The sequence below is a fragment of the Planococcus sp. MB-3u-03 genome, assembly GCF_002833405.1.
GTDB lineage: Bacteria > Bacillota > Bacilli > Bacillales_A > Planococcaceae > Planococcus.
In genome coordinates this window covers 3,019,666-3,040,135 of the sequence record NZ_CP025135.1, presented here as the reverse complement: position 1 = coordinate 3,040,135, position 20,470 = coordinate 3,019,666, and the positions used below count along the sequence as shown (strand labels likewise).

At 39.7% G+C, this 20,470-nt stretch carries 15 protein-coding genes and 4 pseudogenes; 7 read left to right on the top strand and 12 right to left on the bottom strand.

Going from position 1 to position 20,470, the window contains the following annotated elements; genetic code table 11:
* Positions 1-11 precede the first annotated feature (11 nt).
* Complete coding sequence (locus CW734_RS16395; protein WP_101191827.1) at positions 12-566, bottom strand: recombinase family protein; 555 nt, start codon at positions 564-566, stop codon at positions 12-14.
* Between the two features lie 332 nt (positions 567-898).
* On the opposite strand from CW734_RS16395, the gene CW734_RS16390 reads away from it, so the two are divergent.
* Together CW734_RS16390 and CW734_RS16385 are read left to right on the top strand one after the other, a co-directional pair.
* Positions 899-1,522 carry an NUDIX domain-containing protein gene (locus CW734_RS16390; protein WP_101191826.1) on the top strand — a complete coding sequence of 208 codons (624 nt, stop codon included), beginning with the start codon at positions 899-901 and terminating at the stop codon, positions 1,520-1,522.
* A gap of 238 nt (positions 1,523-1,760) precedes the next feature.
* Positions 1,761-2,324 carry a recombinase family protein gene (locus CW734_RS16385; protein WP_101191825.1) on the top strand — a complete coding sequence of 188 codons (564 nt, stop codon included), beginning with the start codon at positions 1,761-1,763 and terminating at the stop codon, positions 2,322-2,324.
* 30 nt (positions 2,325-2,354) lie between these two features.
* Here the strand turns inward: CW734_RS16385 and CW734_RS16380 are convergent, their stop codons facing one another.
* Together CW734_RS16380 and CW734_RS20135 are read right to left on the bottom strand one after the other, a co-directional pair.
* Positions 2,355-3,128, bottom strand: a complete 774-nt coding sequence (locus CW734_RS16380) for a hypothetical protein (protein WP_101191824.1) — start codon at positions 3,126-3,128, stop codon at positions 2,355-2,357.
* Positions 3,125-3,430: a helix-turn-helix domain-containing protein gene (locus CW734_RS20135; protein ID WP_442956976.1), complete on the bottom strand. Its 306-nt coding sequence runs from the start codon at positions 3,428-3,430 to the stop codon at positions 3,125-3,127. The genes CW734_RS16380 and CW734_RS20135 overlap by 4 nt, the downstream gene beginning before the upstream one ends.
* A 363-nt stretch (positions 3,431-3,793) precedes the next feature.
* Between CW734_RS20135 and CW734_RS16370 the strand changes: the two genes are divergently transcribed.
* A complete protein-coding gene (locus tag CW734_RS16370; RefSeq protein ID WP_101191822.1) occupies positions 3,794-4,960 on the top strand; it encodes a ThiF family adenylyltransferase in 1,167 nt (388 codons plus the stop codon).
* Positions 4,950-5,333, top strand: coding sequence for a ubiquitination-like system serine protease family protein (locus CW734_RS16365; RefSeq protein ID WP_101191821.1), 384 nt, complete (start codon positions 4,950-4,952; stop codon positions 5,331-5,333). Before CW734_RS16370 ends, CW734_RS16365 begins: the two co-directional genes overlap by 11 nt.
* A 564-nt stretch (positions 5,334-5,897) precedes the next feature.
* On the opposite strand, the gene CW734_RS19290 is transcribed toward CW734_RS16365, so the two are convergent.
* From CW734_RS19290 to CW734_RS16340, 5 genes and pseudogenes are all read right to left on the bottom strand, one after another.
* The gene (locus CW734_RS19290; RefSeq protein ID WP_232787111.1) at positions 5,898-6,197 is read right to left on the bottom strand and encodes a class I SAM-dependent methyltransferase; all 300 of its coding nucleotides are present in this window, start codon (positions 6,195-6,197) and stop codon (positions 5,898-5,900) included.
* Between the two features lie 263 nt (positions 6,198-6,460).
* Positions 6,461-7,874, bottom strand: a pseudogene (lpdA, locus tag CW734_RS16355) (dihydrolipoyl dehydrogenase).
* A gap of 229 nt (positions 7,875-8,103) precedes the next feature.
* Positions 8,104-10,481 (bottom strand): annotated as a pseudogene (locus tag CW734_RS16350) (heavy metal translocating P-type ATPase); the annotation flags it as partial.
* A 47-nt stretch (positions 10,482-10,528) separates the two neighbouring features.
* Positions 10,529-10,872: pseudogene (locus tag CW734_RS16345) on the bottom strand (ArsR/SmtB family transcription factor); the annotation flags it as partial.
* An 80-nt stretch (positions 10,873-10,952) separates the two neighbouring features.
* Positions 10,953-11,564 (bottom strand): CadD family cadmium resistance transporter, encoded by a 612-nt coding sequence (locus CW734_RS16340; protein ID WP_101192235.1) that lies wholly within the window; start codon positions 11,562-11,564, stop codon positions 10,953-10,955.
* 447 nt (positions 11,565-12,011) lie between these two features.
* On the opposite strand from CW734_RS16340, the gene CW734_RS16335 reads away from it, so the two are divergent.
* Entirely contained in the window at positions 12,012-12,860 is an 849-nt protein-coding gene (locus CW734_RS16335; protein ID WP_101191820.1) for a cation diffusion facilitator family transporter, read from the top strand.
* A 188-nt stretch (positions 12,861-13,048) separates the two neighbouring features.
* Here CW734_RS16335 and CW734_RS16330 read toward each other — a convergent pair whose 3' ends face one another.
* The 3 genes and pseudogenes from CW734_RS16330 to CW734_RS16320 form a co-directional block, all read right to left on the bottom strand.
* Positions 13,049-14,962 carry a heavy metal translocating P-type ATPase gene (locus CW734_RS16330; protein ID WP_101191819.1) on the bottom strand — a complete coding sequence of 638 codons (1,914 nt, stop codon included), beginning with the start codon at positions 14,960-14,962 and terminating at the stop codon, positions 13,049-13,051.
* A gap of 281 nt (positions 14,963-15,243) precedes the next feature.
* Positions 15,244-15,372 (bottom strand): transposase, encoded by a 129-nt coding sequence (locus tag CW734_RS20130; protein ID WP_101191818.1) that lies wholly within the window; start codon positions 15,370-15,372, stop codon positions 15,244-15,246.
* Between the two features lie 464 nt (positions 15,373-15,836).
* Positions 15,837-16,163, bottom strand: a pseudogene (locus tag CW734_RS16320) (ArsR/SmtB family transcription factor).
* A gap of 330 nt (positions 16,164-16,493) precedes the next feature.
* Here CW734_RS16320 and CW734_RS16315 point away from each other — a divergent pair.
* Entirely contained in the window at positions 16,494-17,942 is a 1,449-nt protein-coding gene (locus tag CW734_RS16315) for an N-acetylmuramoyl-L-alanine amidase (RefSeq protein WP_232787110.1), read from the top strand.
* A 163-nt stretch (positions 17,943-18,105) separates the two neighbouring features.
* Here the strand turns inward: CW734_RS16315 and CW734_RS16310 are convergent, their stop codons facing one another.
* Positions 18,106-18,354 carry a hypothetical protein gene (locus CW734_RS16310; RefSeq protein WP_225218477.1) on the bottom strand — a complete coding sequence of 83 codons (249 nt, stop codon included), beginning with the start codon at positions 18,352-18,354 and terminating at the stop codon, positions 18,106-18,108.
* A gap of 315 nt (positions 18,355-18,669) precedes the next feature.
* On the opposite strand from CW734_RS16310, the gene CW734_RS16305 reads away from it, so the two are divergent.
* Positions 18,670-20,157 carry an alpha-amylase family glycosyl hydrolase gene (locus CW734_RS16305; protein WP_101191817.1) on the top strand — a complete coding sequence of 496 codons (1,488 nt, stop codon included), beginning with the start codon at positions 18,670-18,672 and terminating at the stop codon, positions 20,155-20,157.
* Positions 20,158-20,470: the final 313 nt, after the last annotated feature.

The window sequence follows — 20,470 nt, the reverse complement described above, 5'->3', positions numbered from 1 at the left end:
ACCTTTCCGATTTACTGTTTTTCCAAATAGCGATAAATGGTGGTTCGGGAAACATTCCATTTTTCAGCCACATCTTTGATTGGTGTACCGTTTTGAATCAAAGAACGCATCATTTCAATGTCTTTTGTTCCAAACTTTTCCGGTCGTCCACCAAGACGCCCTCTTGCTCTGGCAGCTGTCCGTCCTGCAGCCGAACGTTCCTCAATCAAGTTCCGTTCGAATTCCGCAAATGCCGCAAACAAGTGGAACATCAATTGTCCGGTTGCATTGCGTTTATCCATCGTCAAGTTTTCCTGCAAACTGTGGAAGGCAACCCCCCGTTCATTTAAGGCATTTACAAGTTGAATCAAATCCTGCATGTTTCTTCCTAAGCGATCCAATCGCCAAACGACAATCGTATCTCCTTCACGTGCATAGTTAATGGCTTCCTCTAAACCCGGACGTTGCTTTTTCGTTCCACTCATTTTATCGTAAAATGTTTTGTCGCAGCCGTAAGCTGTTAACGCATCCATCTGTAAATCCAAATTTTGTAATCCGGTTGAAACTCGTGCATATCCAATTAACATCCAATCACTCTTTCGTCTTTTTCTATGAATTGATTGTACCATAAGATAAAAATTGAATGGTTAGTGAACATAGAATAATGTACAGAGTTTTATTACACTAAACATATAAAAAAGATCCTTTTTAAATCGGCCAGCACCGTGTCCAGAAAAGGACGAGTTTTGTTACATGTCCACTCCAAAAGATAACTCGTAAATTACTGAATAATTCTAATTGGATATTTATGTTAATATGAATATTAACGTAATAGTTCAATTAAAGAAGATTGACAACTAGCATAAGGATTTAAGGTTTTTCACAAATTGGTCTACTAAATATTTCCTTGGAGGTTATTATGGAAAACGTATTAGGAAAAGTTACATGTTTTATTACAAGAGAAAAAGATAATCAGCAAGAACTTCTTTTAATTCAGCATCCAAATGCAGGTATTCAAATACCTGCAGGTACTGTAGAAATAGATGAGGACTATTATCAAGCTGCTATCAGAGAAGCCCGGGAAGAAACAGGTCTTAACGATTTTATTTCATGTAAGAATATTGGGCATCAAGAAAAAAAGTTAAAAGGCAGTTATATCACTTTTGATAAAGCAAAAATATTTTCAAGACCAGACATCGCTAGTTTTCAATGGGCGGAAATAAGAAGAGGTATCACTGTTCTATATGAGCGAACTCAAGGAGAATTTGTACAAGTAACTTATAAGGAAGGAGATAAATTTCCAGATCCCAATTACATTACCTATCAGATAACTGGTTGGACCGAACAGTCGAAGGTAGCATCAAAAGTATCAAGGCAATTTTATCATCTACAATCAAACAGTCACCTTGATGAATGGGAAATAGAGACAGACAATCACACTTTTAAACTATTTTGGTCTCCGTTAGAAAACTTACCTCAAATTATTTCGCCTCAAAATGAGTGGCTTGATATTCTATATAATGAGATTAACAAACTGGTTTAATATATTCTCCGATAATACAAAGAAAGAAGGCTCAAATTATCTTGCGGTAACAGTTGAGCCTTCTTTCATTTTATATATGTGCAAAATAACGGTTAAAATCATCGCAAAATATCAGTAGAAGTAACAGGAGATTTTCATCCCCTTCCAGACTCTATCAAAAACCATGTCAAAAACTATTCATCTTAAACGGGTATTTTTGATATAATTAATCTGGTAATTAAGGAGAAAGAGGGATTTTATGATTATCGGATATGCTCGCGTCAGTACAATTGATCAATCTTTGAATTTACAGTTGGATGCTTTACAAGAATTCGGTTGCGAAGAGATATTTCAGGAAAAATTATCTGGAGCAAAAGATGATCGTCCGGAATTATTGCAAGCGATTAAGATGTCACGTGCCGGTGATAAATTCGTCGTTTATAAATTAGATCGATTAGCAAGATCCACAAAGCGATTGATTGAAATTGCAGAACTACTTCGAGAAAAAGGAGTAGAGTTCGTCAGCATCCAAGACAATATCGATACAGGGACGGCTGCAGGAAAAGCGATGTTTGGAATGCTATCGGTTTTAGCAGAATTCGAGAGGGATATTATTCGAGAACGAACAATGGCTGGCCTAAAAGCTGCACGAGCGAGGGGAAGAAAAGGTGGACGTCCTAAAGTAAATCATCAAAAGCTGAATCAAGCACTTGCTCTCTACCATTCGCAGAGAATGAGCGTTAAAGAAATACAGGAAGCTACGGGAATTTCTTCAGCTACTTTATATAGAAGAATAAAAAGTGAAAAAAAAGACAGTCTCTGAAGTGGAGACTGTCTTTTATGATTATTAAATTTATCTATTCGATTTTGTTATTAATGTAAGGACAGAATTGTATTTGCGACTATAAACTGAACTCTCGTAAACTGTTTCTTCATCAGATACATTATTTATCCAAGCATTTGCTTTTACTAATCCTTCTTTAAATTCCTCTTCTTTAGTAGAGTATTTCAACAGCTCAAAAGCTTTACTTCTTTCGTCTAGTAAAGTACCTTTCTCCTTTAATGTGATACCACTTGAGAAAGGCTTTTTAATACCGTCCTCATCAGAGGTTACTACGACGAATCTATCACTATGCAGTTCAACCAGACGGTTGCACAAATTGGTTAAAGAGACATGGTATTTTTCTTCAGCAAGTTTTTTTAGTTCTTCTAGACTTACATTTTTTTCTTTATAAATTGAAAAATATTTTTCTAATTCTAAAGGTGGTGTTAGTAAATTAGTAGAGAATTGAGTAGCTTCTATCGTTTCTGTTTTGTCTGTAAGCAATGTAGAAGTTCCAAATTTTCTTAAGTGATATGTGTCTTTAATATGCCAAGGTATGACGAGGTGTCCAACCAAAGTAGTTATAGCGAAATTAATTCTAGTTTCAAGTTCTAGACGACTATCAACAATTATAACTTTACTTTTTTTAAATAATATGGCGTCTGCCTCTTCGTTAAGGTCTCCTTTTATTACGCGTACATTGAATTTCTCAGTTAATTTTGAAACGCTAATAGGAAAGATCTCATTAAATTCTGATTTATATATGATTTGCATATTGTTTTGGATCTGTTGAGTAAAAATCAAAATGTTTTTCTTGCCCTAACGAGGAGAGAACAGAAAAACGACATCTTCTTTTGTGAAGTCGAAAGACTTTGCGTAATTTTAAGAAGTACACTTTGTATCGGATCAATTGAATTATCATTACTAGCTTCACTTCCGGAAATTAGATAATCAGCACTCACACTTAAAGCGTTTGCTAATTTGAGGATAGCCTCGTAGGGAGGATTTCGCAGCCCGGATTCATACTGACTGATAGAAGGTGCGGTTAATCCAGCTCTCTTGGCTAATTCAGTTTGAGTTATATTGAGTTCTTTACGTTTTCGTATTAGTCTGTTTTTAATAACATAAAAGTCCCTCTCTTAGTAACATTCTGTTTCATTAAAATAACACATGTTATAATAGGTTGACAACTTAAATAACAAATGTTATAAATAAAGTAACACATGTGAATAAAAATGAAGGGGTGTAAGTTTATGAAAAATTAATTACAGTAATAATTAATGCTGAAGAAAAGAAATTGAAAAGAGGAAGTATTCTTTTCAAGAGGTCGTTGAATTAGCTTTTGTAGTTATAATGAATCGCAACAGTCATATACTATGGTATCTACAAAAAGAATGACGATGGCGGCAAACAAAAGCAGCACTATTCTTTTGGGGATACTATTGATATGAAAGAGGGGATGCGAATAAATGTCGACTCAACTAATCGATCTTAATGAAGATTTGAAAAAGTTAAAGGACGATGGGTATTCCACCTCTATAGTAGAGAGTAATCTAGTTGTTGCAGGAATACCTTACGTCAATGCAGAAAAGAAGATATTGTTCGGGGCCATCTTTTGCCCCCTAACGATATCTGGTGAAAGCATAGGGGCACCGCAGGATCACACTGTTTACTTTGCGGGAGAATATCCTTGCAATCAACTTGGTCAACCAAGCTCATCATTTGTAAATAGTGCTACGACAAATAAATTAAATTCAGAAATTTTAGGGAACTACTACTTGTCTTCTAAACCGGTTACAGGAAGTTATGCTGATTTTTATACAAAAATGACCAAGTATATTGAGTTGTTATCAGATCCAGCCAAATCTATCGATCCCGGAATTTCTGCTCAATATAGCAGTGAGTATACATTTAATGAAAGTAGCGTTTTTAAATATGCAGATACGCATACTGCCCGAGCTAATTTAACAAACGCTTCACAAAAACTACGGAATCAGAAAATAGCCATAGTTGGCTTAGGCGGTACCGGCTCGTATTTATTAGATTTTGTCAGCAAAACACCGGTTAAACAAATCTCTATATTTGATGGGGATGACATACTGAATCATAATGCTTTTAGAATGCCAGGAGCAATGACACTAAACGAGCTCAGAGAAAGGCCGAGCAAAAGTTCCTTTTTTAAAGAGAAATATGAAGCTCTCCGTAATGAGATAGTTGCTTATGATCAATACTTAAACGAAGCAAATGTTGATTTGTTAGGGGGGCATGATTTTGTATTTCTTGCAATTGATAAAGCAGAGGCTAAACGAACAATCATTTCCTATTTAATGACGCAGGGCATTCCCTTTATAGATTTAGGTATGGGAGTTACCTTGGTGAATGATTCAGTGAGAGGCACTGTAAGAAGAACACTTGTGACACCTGAAAATCAAACATATTTAAATAAAATTGCTATGTCAGAGGCTGCTGATCAAGACATTTACGCTCAAAACATTCAAATCTCTGAACTCAATGCATTAAATGCGGTACAAGCGGTTATAACATGGAAGAAAATGAATGGTTTCTACGCCACAGAAGATACTTTCTTTAATTCAACATTTATCATTGATGAAGAGGAATTTGGGCATGAAGCATAGATTTGTCGAATATATTCCTTCTCAGATGGAATCAGATGTTTTGTATATTTCTATTGAATTTGATGTTGCCAAGCATTTGTGTCCTTGTGGATGTAAATCTGTCATTGTCACTTCACTTTCACCTGCAAGGTGGAAACTAATTTATGATGGTGAAACAGTTTCGCTCAGACCATCAGTCGGAAATTGGACTCTTAATTGTAAATCACACTATTTCATCACTAATGACAAGGTAGAATGGGCAGGAGCAATTAATCAACAACAAGTAGATGCTGTGTTAGAAAGTGATCATTCTGCTATTAAAAAACATGTTGAAGGTCACCAGAAACCTTTAAGTATCTTTGAGAAATTAAAGAAGTGGTTGGGACTAAAATAAGCCCAAACAATATTACACTGATAAAGTGAATAGTCTTGTATTCATGAAAATATCTCTGTTCGTTAATCTACAGATTAATTCTGAACGTTCGTAAAGTGTTTTGACACTTTTACGAACGTTCTTTTAGGTTTTTAGCTATTTTCAATCGTTCGCAAACGTGTACTTTTACGAACGCTTTTCTAATAACCTTTTAAGTTTTGTCCCTCATGATTACAAAGTGAATTTAATGAAAATAGATATAGAAAATGCAAGTACGGTGAAAGAAAGTAGCGGAATATCGAGAAATTTATGCCTTAAAAGCTCTGTATGCCCGTAACGTTCCAACCACGGTTGAAAATTGCCCCGTCTCTTCAATTGCAGCAAATCCGGTTTCTTTCAAGAGAGTTGGAATAATGCCTTTGACATGAGGGGAAGTGGTTTCAAATCCGTCTAGGAATTGGACGGGGAAGAAGGCAACACGCATCAAGCCATTTTGCGGTTTATCGAAATCCAGAAGATGAAATTGACCGCCTGATCTGAGTGTCCGATGAACTTCTTCAAATGTTTCCTTCTTCTTCTCTAGTGTCAAATGATGAATAAATAAACTGGTAAAGACATGATGAAATAGATGATTGGCAAAGGAAGTCGATCAGAAAATCCTTCCTCAAACCGGATATGATGGACTTGATTTTCTTTACCTTCTTTTGGCGACGGATAGTATTTCGGGATCAGCATCAACTCCAACCACATGCACTCTGGGTTGTGAACGCTGAAGAAAAGAGCAAGCGTCCCTGTGCCACAAGCCAGATCCATTACCACTTCTCCGGATTGAAGGGCTGTTTGATGGACCAGATGCATTTTAATTTCTTTTCCTGCATTCCCCATTGAATTAACGGATCATAGAACCGGGTCATCCAATGGTATTTGAGTGCCGGTATATAGGCTCCTTTTTGTCTGTCTTCATGAAAATCCCATCCTTTTCAATTTAAGTAGATTTTTGTCATAAAGAACTCTTTTATAAGAACAGCGAGTAAATTGATTAGCTAGTCTGTTAAACATCGCCTTAGAAAATCACAAATACACCAATGTAAAAATCCGGCCTGCGCTTATGAATATGCAGGCCGGTCTCGATGATGTTTTCGCTAAAGTTATTTTCTGTTCAACATATGAATTGGGTGTCCCATGATTCCTTCCGCAGCTTCCATCAATGGCTCCGGCAATGTAGGGTGGGCGTGAATCGTCAGGCTGAGGTCTTCGGCAGTTGCTCCGGTCTCAATCGCAAAACTGCTTCAGCAATAAGAGATGATACTTCCGGTCCCACCATCTGGACACCCAATACTCTTTTGGTCTCTTTTCAGCCACAATCTGCACAAAACCATCGGCATCGGAAATGGATAAAGCGCGACCGTTCGCCTGGAACGGAAAACGACTTGAAACTGTCTCATAGCCCTGTTCTTTTGCCGCTTTTCGGTCAATCCGGTATACGCAACTTCCGGATCGCTGAAGATAACAAACGGCATCGCTTGAAAATCAATCACGCTTTTTGTCCGCTTGCCACTTCAGCCGCAATCTTGCCTTCATAACTCGCTTTGTGGGCAAGAAGGTCACCGCCTGCACAATCGCCGATTGCGTACACATGGTCAATCGTGGTTCGACATTGGTTATTTATCTTGATAAATCCACGTTGATCAAGTTCCACACCAATATTTTCTAAGCCGATGCTTCCTGTGTTCGGTTTTCTCCCGATGGAAACCAAGCAGTAATCGCCGGTAACGATTTCTTCCTTGCCATTCACTTGGAACCTGACATTGACTTCTTCACCTGTATTTTCACCGCCTTGGACCATGGCATTGGTTATGACGGTGATTCCTAAATCTTTTAAGTGACGTTTTACCACATTTGTCAGTGCAGAGTCCGTTCCCGGAAGAATGGTATCCGTTCCTTCCAGGATGGTCACTTTGGCTCCGAATTTGGCATACGCTGTTCCGAGTTCCAACCGATATACCCACCACCGACCACCACGAGATGTTTCGGCACTTCTTGGAGTGTCAAAGCTTCTGTTGATGAGAGAATCCGTTCTTGATCGAACGGCAGGCTTTTCAGTTCGGTCGGCAGGGAACCGATTGCCAGAATCAAATCTTTGTAGGTATAGAGCTGTTCTCCGTCTGCAGTTTTGACTTTTACCTGCTGGGATTCAGCCAGGTAAGCCTCACCGCTAATGACTTCCACGCCGTTACCTTTCAGCAAGGTCTGGACCCCACTCGTGAGTTTGTTCACGATGCCGTCCTTCCATTTTACGACTTCCGGCATGTCTACGACCACTTCACCCGAAACCTTGATGCCCATAGAGCCGGCATGCTGGATATGTTTTACTCGTTCAGAAGCACTGATCAGCGCTTTGGAAGGGATACACCCGCGGTTCAGGCAAACGCCGCCTAATTCGGCCTTATCCACCAACACCACTTTTTTCCCGAGCTGTGCAGCACGAATGGCCGCCACATAGCCGCCCGACCCGGCTCCGATCACCAATAGATCAATATCCTTTTTTGCTTCTTCAGTCATTTCTGTTTCCTCCTTTAGCATTTGGTCATTGAATAAAATGAGGATTCTGCTTATTTTATATCGCAAATGAGGACCTGCACTAACAAGGTGCTGCTTCGTGACAGGGTAGCCCCTTCTAAAACTCCATACCCTTTATCTCAAGAATTAAATAAGATCTTGCTGCAGACTGGATGAGCGATAGTATGTATTTCAGAAAAGAGCTTTCCATTTGGCTGGAAAGCTCTTTTCGTTACTCTTTTACGCGCATCAGCCGTAAACTGTTTAACGCGACCAGAAGGGTAGCACCCATATCCGACATAATGGCGATCCAGAGCGTCAACCAACCCGGGATGACCAATAGCAACGCGATCACTTTGATGCCGATTGCAAACGTGATGTTCGCTTTGATGATGTTCAGGGATTTCCGGCTCAATTTCACCGTGAATGGCAGTTTGCTCAAATCATCGCCCATCAAGACCACATCAGCGGTTTCCATCGCGGTATCGGTTCCGGCACCACCCATGGCAATTCCGACAGTAGAGGCAGCGAGTGCCGGAGCATCGTTCACGCCATCTCCAATCATCGCGACGTTGCCGTATTCAGCTCGTAAGCGTTTGATGAAATTCAGTTTATCCTCCGGCATCAGTTCGGCCTGGATTTCGGTGACGCCAACCTGCTGGCCAATGGCCTGACCGGTCCCTTTGTTGTCACCGGTCAGCATGATCGTCTTCTTGATGCCCATCTGGTGCAATTTTTGGATGACTTCCTTGCTGGATTCACGGACTTCATCTGCCACGGCAATGACCGCCAGGATATTTTGTTCCGTTCCGATGATCATCGCCGTCTTTCCCTGATTTTGAAGAGCTGTGACGGTTTGTTCCAAGTTCTTATCGGCACTTGCGGCGCCCAGCTCGTTGAAGAGAATCGGGCTGCCGATGTAGTACGTGATCCCTTCGACAGTTCCTTTAATCCCTTTGCCGGTAATGGAAGAGAAGTCCTCGACCAAGACCGAAGAATAAGAAATGTTCTCTGCGTCCGCTTTTTTCATGATGGCCGAAGCAAGGGGGTGCTGGGAGCGATACTCCAGCGCTGTGACGATGGAAAGTAGTTCTTTTTCATTGATACTCTTGGTTAATACCTCAAAGTCTGTGACGACAGGAACCCCTTTGGTCAGGGTGCCGGTCTTGTCAAACGCAATCGCTTTGATGGCACCCATTTCTTCCAGGTACACGCCGCCTTTTACCAAAACACCTTTTTTCGCTGCATTCCCAATAGCGGATACAATAGAAATTGGAGTCGAAATGACCAACGCACACGGACAACCTACGACTAGAACAGCCAGCCCTTGATAGACCCAGGTTTCCCAGTTGGCGTCAAACAAGAGGGGAGGGACAATGGCCACGAGTGCTGCAACGGCCATGATGATCGGTGTATAATATTTAGCGAATTTATCGACAAACGCCTGTGAAGGAGCCCGTTCGCCTTGCGCTTCTTCTACCAAATGAATGATTTTTGCAATGGTCGTGTCTTCGACTAGCTTGGTGACTTTGACTTCGAGCAAGCCTTCTTCATTCAGCGTGCCAGCGAAGACTTCATCATCCACTGTTTTGGCGACAGGTACGGATTCACCGGTAATTGCTGCCTGATTGACCGCCGAATAGCCGTTGACCACCATGCCGTCCATCGCAATCTTTTGTCCGGGTTTGACGATCATGGTATCCCCGACGGCAATGTCGTCCACTGAAATCAACTGTTCTTGTCCATTTCGTCGGACAAGTGCCTCTTTCGGGGCAATGTCCATCAACGAACGGATGGATTGTCGGGCCCGGTCCATGGAATAGCGTTCCAGTGCCTCACTGATCGCAAAGAGAATGACCACGATGGACGCTTCCGCCCATTCGCCGATAAAGGCCGCCCCGATGACCGCGACGGTCATGAGGGTCTTCATGTCGAAATCCAAGCGTATTAAATTCTGGAAACCGACTTTAAAGAGCGAGTATCCGCCAATAACAATCGCTGCCACGAACAGGAGGGACGTCATCAAGTTTTCTTCCCGTTGACGAACTGGGAAATGTATCCGAAGACAATTAACAGGGTGGAGTAGAGCAAGACGTTGTACTTTTGATAGAACGGCACTTTTTCTCTTTATAGCTGTCGCTTTATCGGTTTCCGTTTTCGAACCAGCTTGCCGACTTGTGATTTCAGGAGCGACCTTCAAGTTTTCAAAAGCACCGGCTTTTCCAATTCTTCAACCGAGGCCGCCCGTAAACGGAAATTTTCGAGGCCCCAAAATTCACTTTTGCATCTTGGACTCCGGGGATTTTCTTGACGTTGCTCTCAAATTTCCCTGCGCAGTTCGCACACGAAAAAGCCTTCCACACGGAAGACGTTTTTGTCTTCGACTGCCACGTTCACTTCAGGAGCCGCCTGGCGTTTCGGTTTTCCGGTGCCACTTTCAAATTCTCGAAAGCGCCGGCTTTTTCCAGTTCCTCGACAGTCGCCTCGCCGTAAACGGAAATTTTAGAAGCGCCGAAATTCACTTTCGCATCTTCCACACCGGGAATTTTTGACGTTCTTTTCGAACTTCCCGGCACAGTTGGCACAAGAAAATCCCTCAACACGATAGACAGCTTTTCCTCTTCTATCTTTGCTTTCTCAACCAACTTCAACAACCCCTTCTGATGAGCGAAGGCCACTTGAATCAGATGTTTCACATGTGCATCATCCAACGAATAATAGACCAATTTTCCTTCTTTGCGGTATTTTGCTAATCCCATATTTTTAGCAATCGTAGGTGATAGGAGGCGGTGGCCGTAGAAGAGCCGATGATATTGGCTACGTCGCAAACACAGAGTTTGTCCTCCAGCGATAAGGCATAAGCGATTTTGATTCTCGTATCGTCGGACAATGCCTTGAAAATTTTCGCCACTTCCAACGGATTTTGTTCTGCCAGCTGTTGCTGGACTCTTTCCACCTTTTCCTCGTCTACACAGACCACATCACAAATATCTTTTGCCAATTTCTTTCACTCCTTTTTCTGACTCGCTGTTTTACAGCAGTCTTTCTCTTCTATAGAAACAAAGAGCATTAAAAACCAATTCAGTTCATCAAACTCCAAAGGAAACGGAATGTCCCATTCTCCACCAGGATCATAATGCCCAATCCAATAAAGACAACCGGCACAATCCAACGTTCCCACTTTTCGATTGTTTCAGAGACAGCTTTAACGGATGCCAAACGGTAGCTAAGATAACACAAGACGGCGACCATGACGGCAAAGACAACCAGCATCACAACGGTTTCACTCAAGTTCAAGGTTGAAAAGTAGGGTATGTAAACGCCGATGTTGTCGCCGCCGGCCGCCAGTGTAATGACCGTGACGGTTACAAACAAGCGATTGGACTTTCCGGAAGATAAGCGGGATAAGATATCCTCTTCATCATTTTCTTCTTCTTTCAACCACACTTTAATTCCCAGATAAATCGGAATGAGTCCGAGTAGCCCGACCCAATGTTCTGGCACGAGGGCAAGGCCGTATGCAGCCAACAGACTGACGCCCACCAATATGGCTGTTCCCAGATATTGACCGATGACAATGGACTTTAACTGACCCTTTTTCATCGTCTGCGAAAACAGGATCAGCAAAATGATGACATAATCAATGCTGGTCGCAACGTAAGCTGCAACAGCGGAAAAAATCGTCGTAATCAGCACCACCAACTCCTTTATGGATACTAGAGCCAACTAATATCCTTCTAATAGTTAAACATTCAAACGAACGTTTGATTAATGCAAGTGTACAAATATTTCGCTAGATTGTCAATGATACATTCAAATGATTGTTTTAATATTTGAACATGCTTGTTAGAATGAACGAAGCAATAGATTTTACGATTATGAATACATTACGTGACGAATGGAAAACACCACCTGTAATCTATGGCAAATCAGTAGTGATAGGAAAACAAGTTGAATATTAATTTAGCCATTGAGTAAGCACGACCACATGAACGATTGGCCACTTATTAATGTTATGCATATTTTGATGTTTCCGGGGAATAGATGACTAAAGGACAGATGATTCTGCTGTGCATTTAGAATCCACGTAATTTTTCTAAAATCGAAACTAAAACAGGAGTCAGGGAAAGGGGACGTATCATGGCAAAAGCTCATAAATCCACCAAGAATATCAAGTTGGCTTTCATGATCAACCTTCTATTTTCAATAGGAGAACTCATTGGCGGCTTTTTAATTAACAGTGTCGCAATCATGTCTGATGCTATTCATGATCTAGGAGACGCTATTGCTTTAGGGATTTCTTGGTTTCTACAAAACTTTTCAAATAAAGAAGGGGATGAGAAGTTTTCGTTCGGCTATAAACGTTTTTCCCTTTTGGGCGCATTAATCAATGCAGCTGTTTTGATTGCTGGCTCTATTTATATTTTTACTCAGGCTATCCCTTTGCTGTTTAATCCGGAACATTCCAATGCCCAAGGGATGATTTGGTTTGCCATTGTAGGCGTTCTTTTAAATGGTTATGCAGCTTTCAAGTTACATAAAGGAAAATCAGTAAATGAAGGAGTCCTGTCCTGGCATATGCTCGAAGATGTTTTAGGATGGGTGGCAGTACTGATTGTCGGCATTGTTCTGCTGTTCAAGGATATTCATATCCTCGACCCGATTTTATCCCTGGCAATTGCCCTGTTTATTTTAGTGAACGTTGTGCGCAATCTTACTAAAACCATGAAAATTCTGTTAGAAGGCGTGCCCGAAGGAATTGATATAGAAGAAATACAGGCGAAAATCGAGAAAATTCCAGGGGTATTGTCTGTCGGGGATTTAAATATTTGGTCGATCGACGGAGAAGAGAATGCACTGAATCTACATCTTTCTGTTGAGGGAGATAACCTTGCGGATTCAGCCGCTATAAAAGAAAAAGTAAGAAAGGCTACTTCCGACCTGAGGATTGTCCATTCCGCCATTGAATTGGAATGGAAAGACCGCTAATAACCTTCCTTTTAGTGCGTATGATTTCTAAGGGAACTTTCAATAGCTTTCTAGGAGTTGCTTAAGTAAAAGAGAGAAAAGGGCAAATTTAAAAGCCTCTTTTCTCTCTTTTGGTCTGTATAAGTTTGTAAAAAAGTACTTTTACAAACACTTTATAGTAATCCTATTTTAAAAAAGTCTGGACCAGATTATCTAGATCTTAACAAACGAAGCCCATTGAGAATTACAACCAATGTACTTCCTTCATGAATAATGACGCTGATTGCTATATCCGTTAATCCTAATAAGGTAACGATAATTAGAAATGCTACAACTGTCATTGAGAAAATAATATTTTGCCAAATAACACGATTCATTTTTAAGGAAATCTGATGAGCTTTTACTAATTTGGATAAATCGTTTTTCATTAAAACTAGATCAGATACATCTACTGCAACATCCGTACCATCTCCCATAGCAATTCCGACATCTGCTTTCACAAGAGCAGGTGCGTCATTTACACCATCGCCCACCATAGCGGTTATGCCATAGTTTTCTTTTTGTTGATCTATAATATTAGATTTGTCTTCCGGCATAACATTAGCGATAACTTCATCCAGTCCTAACTGTTCAGCAACCGCCTTCCCGGTCATTTCAGAATCACCAGTAATTAAAGTAGTGTGTATACCTAGTTTTTTAAAATACTCAATAGTTTCTTTCGCATGTTCACTTGGAATATCCATTAGCCCAATCAGACCAATCACTTCTTCATCTTCTGCTACATATACGACTGTCTTACCTTCTGACGCCCATTCACTATTTAAATGAATATATTCATCTGAAACACCGTCAAAAGAAGTCGGCTTTCCTATTCGATAATTTTTACCTTTGTAATCTCCTGTCAATCCTCTACCAATCTGATTTTCTACTTCAATAGCTAGTTTATTTTTTTGTTCAAACTTTCTTAGAATAGCATCTGCTAAGGGGTGGTTGGATTCCTTTTCAAGAGCCACTACGATATCAATAATATTTTCTTCGTTTACAGAATTAGTAAAATAATAATTGGTTACTTCAGGTTTTCCTTTCGTTAAGGTTCCCGTTTTATCAAAGGCAATTGCTTGAATCCCGGCTAATTGAGACAAATATGAACTTCCTTTTGAAAGTACGCCTCTTTTAGCTAGGTTTGAAGTGGCTGACAAAGTTACGGATACGGTAGCTGCAGCTAGAGCACACGGTGAAGCTGCGACTAGAAGAACTAATCCTCTATAAGTACTTTGTGACCAAGTCCAATCCAAAATCATAGGAGTGAGTATAATGAAGAGCGGTATTGCCATTAAAACAACTGTAACGTATTTCGGTTCAAATTTCTGGATAATACTGGCGGCTTTTGTTTGATTATTTTGATTTTGATTGACTAGTTGTAAGATTTTTGAAAAGACAGTATCTTTATTTTCTTTTGAGACTTCCATTGTGAAAGTTCCTGTTCCATTAATCGTACTCCCAAAAACCACGTCTCCTTTTGATTTTTCTTTAGGGATACTTTCTCCATTGATAGAAGATTCATCAATGGAGGTATTTCCAGATAAAATGACTCCGTCAATGGGTACTTGATCTCCATTCAATACTTGGAGCCGATCTCCCACTTTTAATTCATTAACATCAACAATCTTTGTATTGCCATCAGAAATGATCAATCTGGCAGTCGTTGGATTCAGTTTAAGTAATTTTGTGATTTCTCGTTTGCTTCTACCTTCAGCATAATCTTCTAAAAAATGCGCACCAGAAAATATGAGAATCAGCAACGTTCCTTCCCAAAAATTCCCTATCAGTGAAGCACCAAGTGCAGCTAATCCCATTAAAATGTGGGAATTAGGTGTAAATTTATTTTTGGCTTTTGTATTTTCAACTGTTTCTCCAATTCCTTCAAGAAGAATGACATGATAGCCCGCACTAATTGTTGCAATTGAAAATAAAATGTTCTTAGTAATTGTATACTCTCCATTTAAAAATAAAGCAATAAGCGCTAGGGCTAAACCAATGAAGTACAAAATAATGGGCATCTTTCCGTGATCATGGTCATGGTTATGTGTTTCATGAGATTGTTGTTCTTTAACTGTCTCCATTTCTATCACCTCTTTAAATGTAGTCTCTTTGGTTTTCGTACACTTATTGTTTGTGTCCATAAATTTTGTGGACTTATTCCCTCTAAACTAAAAAAAGTGGCGTGTAATATCATCTATATAAGTTGAATTAATGTTTACTAATCTAACGCACAACCGATCAATCGTTTCTTTTTTCGGCGCATGACGTCCTGAAGAAACGCACTGATAGCCAGAATAATTTTCTGGACGTTGCCAAAGAATACATTGTTAATGACTGTTTCCTTTAACTATTTCCAGACACCTTACATTAACATTATGTTCAATATGGGACTACACGGAGGCAAAAAGACCATTTGAGGGCGACATCGATTTTCTTCCAAGAATGGCTGAATCAATTTGGCGTGGTGAATCCTAGCGTTGTCTAGAATCATGACAATTTTACCCGTTGATTAAATCGCTCAGATTCTCGAGAGGAAACGTAGAAAAGCATGGGCATTATACTATTCTTCTTCGATGCAGAAAATTGCACCGGTCTCATAATCCGCCGTACCAATCAGCTTCACGCCCTTATGCTGGCCATAGGTGGGAATGAGTCGCTGTTTTCCTTTGAGGAACCAGGTACCGGTCTTGGTAATCACGAATCATCTTCAAATACAGGTGATCAATCTCACCGTCTATCAATTTTTTTAAATGTTGGAAAGGTCTCTTAAACTAAAGTGTCTGGCTTTTTGGGATCCGATTTTTGAAGTGTATAAGTCGGTCGTGTATAACTTAATCCCATTGAATGCAGGAGATTGGAAGCATCTTTTTGTAATCGGTTATGATCATGTGCCATTTTTTTTACTCCTTTCAACGCATAGGATGTCCAGCTGTGAATCTTGTAATTAAACGTTTTTCAATGATGGATCGCGTGTTCAATGGCCTGCTTTAAAAGATTCATGACATGATTATCGTCTTCCTAATAGTAGAGTGTGGTTCCAGCTCTACGATATTTCACTAATCGCAACTGTTTCAGAAAACGCAGTTGATGCGACACCGTGGATTGCCCAAAATTCAACTTTTCTGCCAGGTCATTGACGGAGTATTCACCGGAACACAGCAGATTCAAAATGCGAATTCGAGTAGGGTCACTTAATGCTTTAAATGTTTGGGAGACGACAAAGAGGGTTTCTTCATCTAACCGGCTACTCGTGACGGAAACTTCTTTTTTTTCAAAATCCATACTCATCTTCTAAAGACCTCCAAAGATATATTTTAACCTTATAATCAATATATGAGCATATGTTCATATGTTGATTATAAGGTTTTCTTTTATTAATTGTCAAGTATATTCCCAGAGTATTCTTTTTAGCTTAAAATTATCGAATTGCACCCGTATAACCAGCTGAATCTCATTGGAAAAGCCAAATCTCTATAACGAAATGTATCTTTATGCCCAGGTGTTCCGATTAAAATGACAAAATAAAATAAAAATTAAATATAATGTCAGATGTGTATTCAAGTAGAAACAGTTTAAAGTATATTGTAGGTATAAAATAGGAGGTATTATGAGTTGAAAAAATGGATAATAATGCTTTTAATGATTTTGCTAGTCTCGATATACACGCCAAAAAGTTATGCAAATACAAATCTCACTTTCGTAGACGTAGCTAATCATCGAGCTCAAGCTGAAATCTCGTATCTCGTGACTCGTGGTTTTGTCCACGGGGTAACGGCAACAACTTTTGTGCCTAACCGACAGGTAACCCGAGGTGAAGCAGCCGCTATGCTCGGCAGAGCACTAGGGTTAAGTGGAGTTAAAAGAAATACCAAATTCTCTGACGTAAGAGTAGGCAACTTCGCTTCAGGGTATGTGGATGAATTAGTTCGGAAAGGGATAATATCAGGTTATCCCGATGGCTCGTTTCAACCATATAAAGTTCTATCTCGTGGAGAGATGGCTCTTCTGATAAATAGGAGTTTTAATTTGGGTGGAATCAGTATCTCTACTTCGGTGGACAACTTAATGCGAAAAGGAATTGCACAAGGCTTTCCTGATGGCAGTTTTCGAACGGACGAGACCATCATTCGAGCAGACTTTGCAATTTTTTTGGTAAGAAGCTTAAATGAAAATTTCAGAGTTAAACCGGAGGGTGTTTCATTTAGCAAGACAATGTATGTTAATACAGGTGCTGATGCTTTAAATATGCGTTCTGGTCCCAGCACTTCGGATAAAGTAATAAGCAGTTTGAAACATGGAACAACCGTTAATGTCGCTTCATCAAAAAATGGCTGGTCACATGTTCAGGTGAATGGTGTTATTGGTTACGTCAGTACAAATTATCTTGTAGCTTTAAAGCCAACTGTTCCAGCGCCAGTTTCCACTTCCCTAGGAACGAGTGATTTGAAAGTTATTATAGATCCCGGTCATGGAGGGACAGATCCGGGATCCGTCGCTAATGGTTTTCAAGAAAAGATGATTACTCTAAATGTCGGAAAACACATGAAAAATTATTTTGATCAAACACCGATTGCTACTACAATGACACGCAGTACCGACGTTTTCATTGAGTTAAGTGACCGTGCTAAGGCAGCAGCAAAAAATGATGGAGATGTTTTTGTTAGCATTCATACCAATAAATTTAATGGCGAAGTAAACGGACAAGAAACCTTTTACTATGCGAAAACAACAGCGACAAATCCGAACGTCCAAGAGTCACGTGCGCTTTCCATTTATCTGCAGGCACGCATGCAAGAAGCGTGGAAGTTGACCAATCGTCAAGTTAAAGTAGGGAATTTAGCCGTGCTGCGTGAAAACACAGTTCCTGCCTCCCTAACTGAAATAGGATTTATCGATAATTCGAAGGATCTTCAATTTATAAAATCGGAGTTGGAGCGTCAAAGAATGGGGAAAGCGTTATTTCTCGGTACACTGGACTATTTTTACCATTATGAAAAACGAACTGATGTATTGCCATACTACAAAAAAGCTGGAGCTTCGCTCAGCAAAAAGCTGCATTGAGCTACAACTATTTTTAAGTACTGCTTCTGTAATGAAGGAAAAGATTGAATATCTTGTATTTGAATAATTTTCAGCATTTTTCGCCAACTCTTTTTAATGGAGAAGGATGAGTTTTATATGAATTTACCGTTTGTCCTGTTCGGATTCGAAAGAAATTCTGTCATTAAGTTTTTTTAAAACTGTTTTTAGTTTCAGCAAGTTGTTTAACTAGTTGTTGGTGGTAAAACACTTTTGACCAAAGGTAAATAGCCAGTCCAATAAGCAAAATGGGCATTTGCCATCCCGTTTTATCATTCAAAACAAAATCATAAAGGGCCCAAACAAAGAGAGCCACACTATAAAAGAGGAATCCGTATGTTGAGGATCTCTCTTTTTTTTGTTTTCTTTTGTTCTCTTTTTTCGTTGCTGTCATCTTTTTCCTCCCTCACTTCTTCTGTTTAGGTATTTTTACTAACTGAACTTATCTCGTCAGGTAACTCTAACTCTAATGGATTTAGGCGATTAATCAACTAAGTAATAAGGCAATTCTATGAAAAAAGATATGTGCATTGGTACTGAACTGGATGGGGAATCAACCATGAAGCAAACATCTTTCTTCACAGTTTCGACGAAACTAAGCTAGAGATACTTGATTTTTGATAATATTGCATAGTAGCGATGCCTGCTGTTTGATAAACTAGACCGGACGTAAGGAAATCGATGAGTTTTACCGAAGGAGGAAGTTGGATTGAAAGCAAAGTGGTTTTTAGCAATTATAACTGGAATTTTATTAGTGAGCTTAGTAACTCCAGCAGCAGCAAAAGAAAAGAATTCACTGCAAGATGAAATCATATACGACCTGTTAGTCGATCGTTACTTCAATAAAGTTATACAGAATGACTATGAAGTGGATTCCCGGGATATAACCGCATTCAATGGTGGCGATTTTAAAGGATTGGCAAGCGAAATGCAGTACATCAAAGATATGGGATTTACAATGGTATCGATTGGGCCGGTATTTGCGACGGATACGTATGACGGAAAAGAAGTAATCGATTATCAACAATTTGAACGTCATTTTGGTACGGAGGAGGAGTTTCAAGAGGCCATTGATAAAATCCATGAGTTGGATATGAAAGTAATAATCGATATTCCAACTCAACGGGTCAGCAAAGAACACGTATGGAACAAAGAGAATCCGGAGTGGTTCTCTGAAAATGAAGATGGAACGATGGCACTGGATACAACAAATCCGGAAGCTCAAAGAAAATTAATTGATTGGTTCAGTGAATTTGTCGAAGAATATGAAATAGATGGAATTCGCCTACAAACCGCAGATCAATTGGATGAAGATTTTATTAGTCAATTTTCAGAAACCATGAAAAGTATTCGGGATGTCTATATCATAAGCGACTTAGAAATGGGACCTCAATCCGGACTGGATGCGGTTGTAAAGCCTGGTATAGAAGAGGATTTGCGAAGCAGTTATAAAAATTTCGATCCCCTTTCAACAACTTCTCCGGACTTTGAAGAGACGGCTGAGGGCCAATTAACTCGAGTGGATTCTCTTTTAAGCAATCGCTTTACATCTGATATAGTGGCAGTGAGAGGGTTTCCCCCAACGAGATGGAACTTATTGATGTTTCAGTTATTGACCATGCCCGGAATCCCGATTGTTCAATACGGCTCCGAGATTGCTATGAACGGAAGTGCCCCCCCTGAATCTCACTCTATTCTAAATATGGGGGTAGACGAAGAACTGATTGACCACATTACAAGTTTGACTTCGCTTCGAAATCAGTCGGAAGCACTTCGGACAGGAGAAACGGAAGTCTTGCATGAAAAGGATGGATGGCTTGTCTATAAACGGTCTAATAAGGAAGAGTCATGGATTATCGCTATTAATAATTCCTCCTCAACAAAGAGTTTGACGATACCAGCCGAAGTGATTGGTGACGACAAAGAAATGCGGGGATTATTTGAAAATGACGTGGTTCGTCAGAATGATGACGGTGATTACCAAATTACATTGGATCGTGAGTTAGGGGAAGCCTTCAATGTCATCGAACGAAAGGGATTTAATAAAGCCTATATTGCTGCCTTAATTCTTCTTTATACGTTGTTTATAAGTTTTCTTGTGTTGGCTTGGCGTAGAGGACGGAAACGGAACTTAGCTAAAGCAAATAAATCAAAGAATAGTGATGTTGAAGAATTCCCAAAGCCTAACCATGGGTAAAGCGAATTTCACATGTCAACGCCCAAAATTTGTTATAAGAGTAATGATAGTAAATAAGCATACAAGTAAGCAATCCGACTTATATTTATGAGTTGGATTTTTCTATCCCCTAATATTTTCAAGTAAAAATGTTAAATTGTTATTATTTTATACCAAAATGAAATGTGACTGTAACAAAGCAAACCGTATAGGGTGTTACAATAACAGAGCCGGAATTTGTAGGGAACTAAAAATAGTTAAACTAAACTGGGTTTTTAAACTCATGAAGTTAACTGATAGCTACTTCCTGAATGACTTTAACGGATGTACACGC

Coding starts and splice junctions, on each gene's coding strand:
- CW734_RS16395 (WP_101191827.1), bottom strand. CDS start 566: ATGTTAATTGGATATGCACGAGTTTCAACCGGATTACAAAATTTGGAT.
- CW734_RS16390 (WP_101191826.1), top strand. CDS start 899: ATGGAAAACGTATTAGGAAAAGTTACATGTTTTATTACAAGAGAAAAA.
- CW734_RS16385 (WP_101191825.1), top strand. CDS start 1,761: ATGATTATCGGATATGCTCGCGTCAGTACAATTGATCAATCTTTGAAT.
- CW734_RS16370 (WP_101191822.1), top strand. CDS start 3,794: ATGTCGACTCAACTAATCGATCTTAATGAAGATTTGAAAAAGTTAAAG.
- CW734_RS16365 (WP_101191821.1), top strand. CDS start 4,950: ATGAAGCATAGATTTGTCGAATATATTCCTTCTCAGATGGAATCAGAT.
- CW734_RS19290 (WP_232787111.1), bottom strand. CDS start 6,197: ATGGGGAATGCAGGAAAAGAAATTAAAATGCATCTGGTCCATCAAACA.
- CW734_RS16335 (WP_101191820.1), top strand. CDS start 12,012: ATGGCAAAAGCTCATAAATCCACCAAGAATATCAAGTTGGCTTTCATG.
- CW734_RS16330 (WP_101191819.1), bottom strand. CDS start 14,962: ATGGAGACAGTTAAAGAACAACAATCTCATGAAACACATAACCATGAC.
- CW734_RS20130 (WP_101191818.1), bottom strand. CDS start 15,372: ATGATTCTAGACAACGCTAGGATTCACCACGCCAAATTGATTCAGCCA.
- CW734_RS16310 (WP_225218477.1), bottom strand. CDS start 18,354: ATGACAGCAACGAAAAAAGAGAACAAAAGAAAACAAAAAAAAGAGAGA.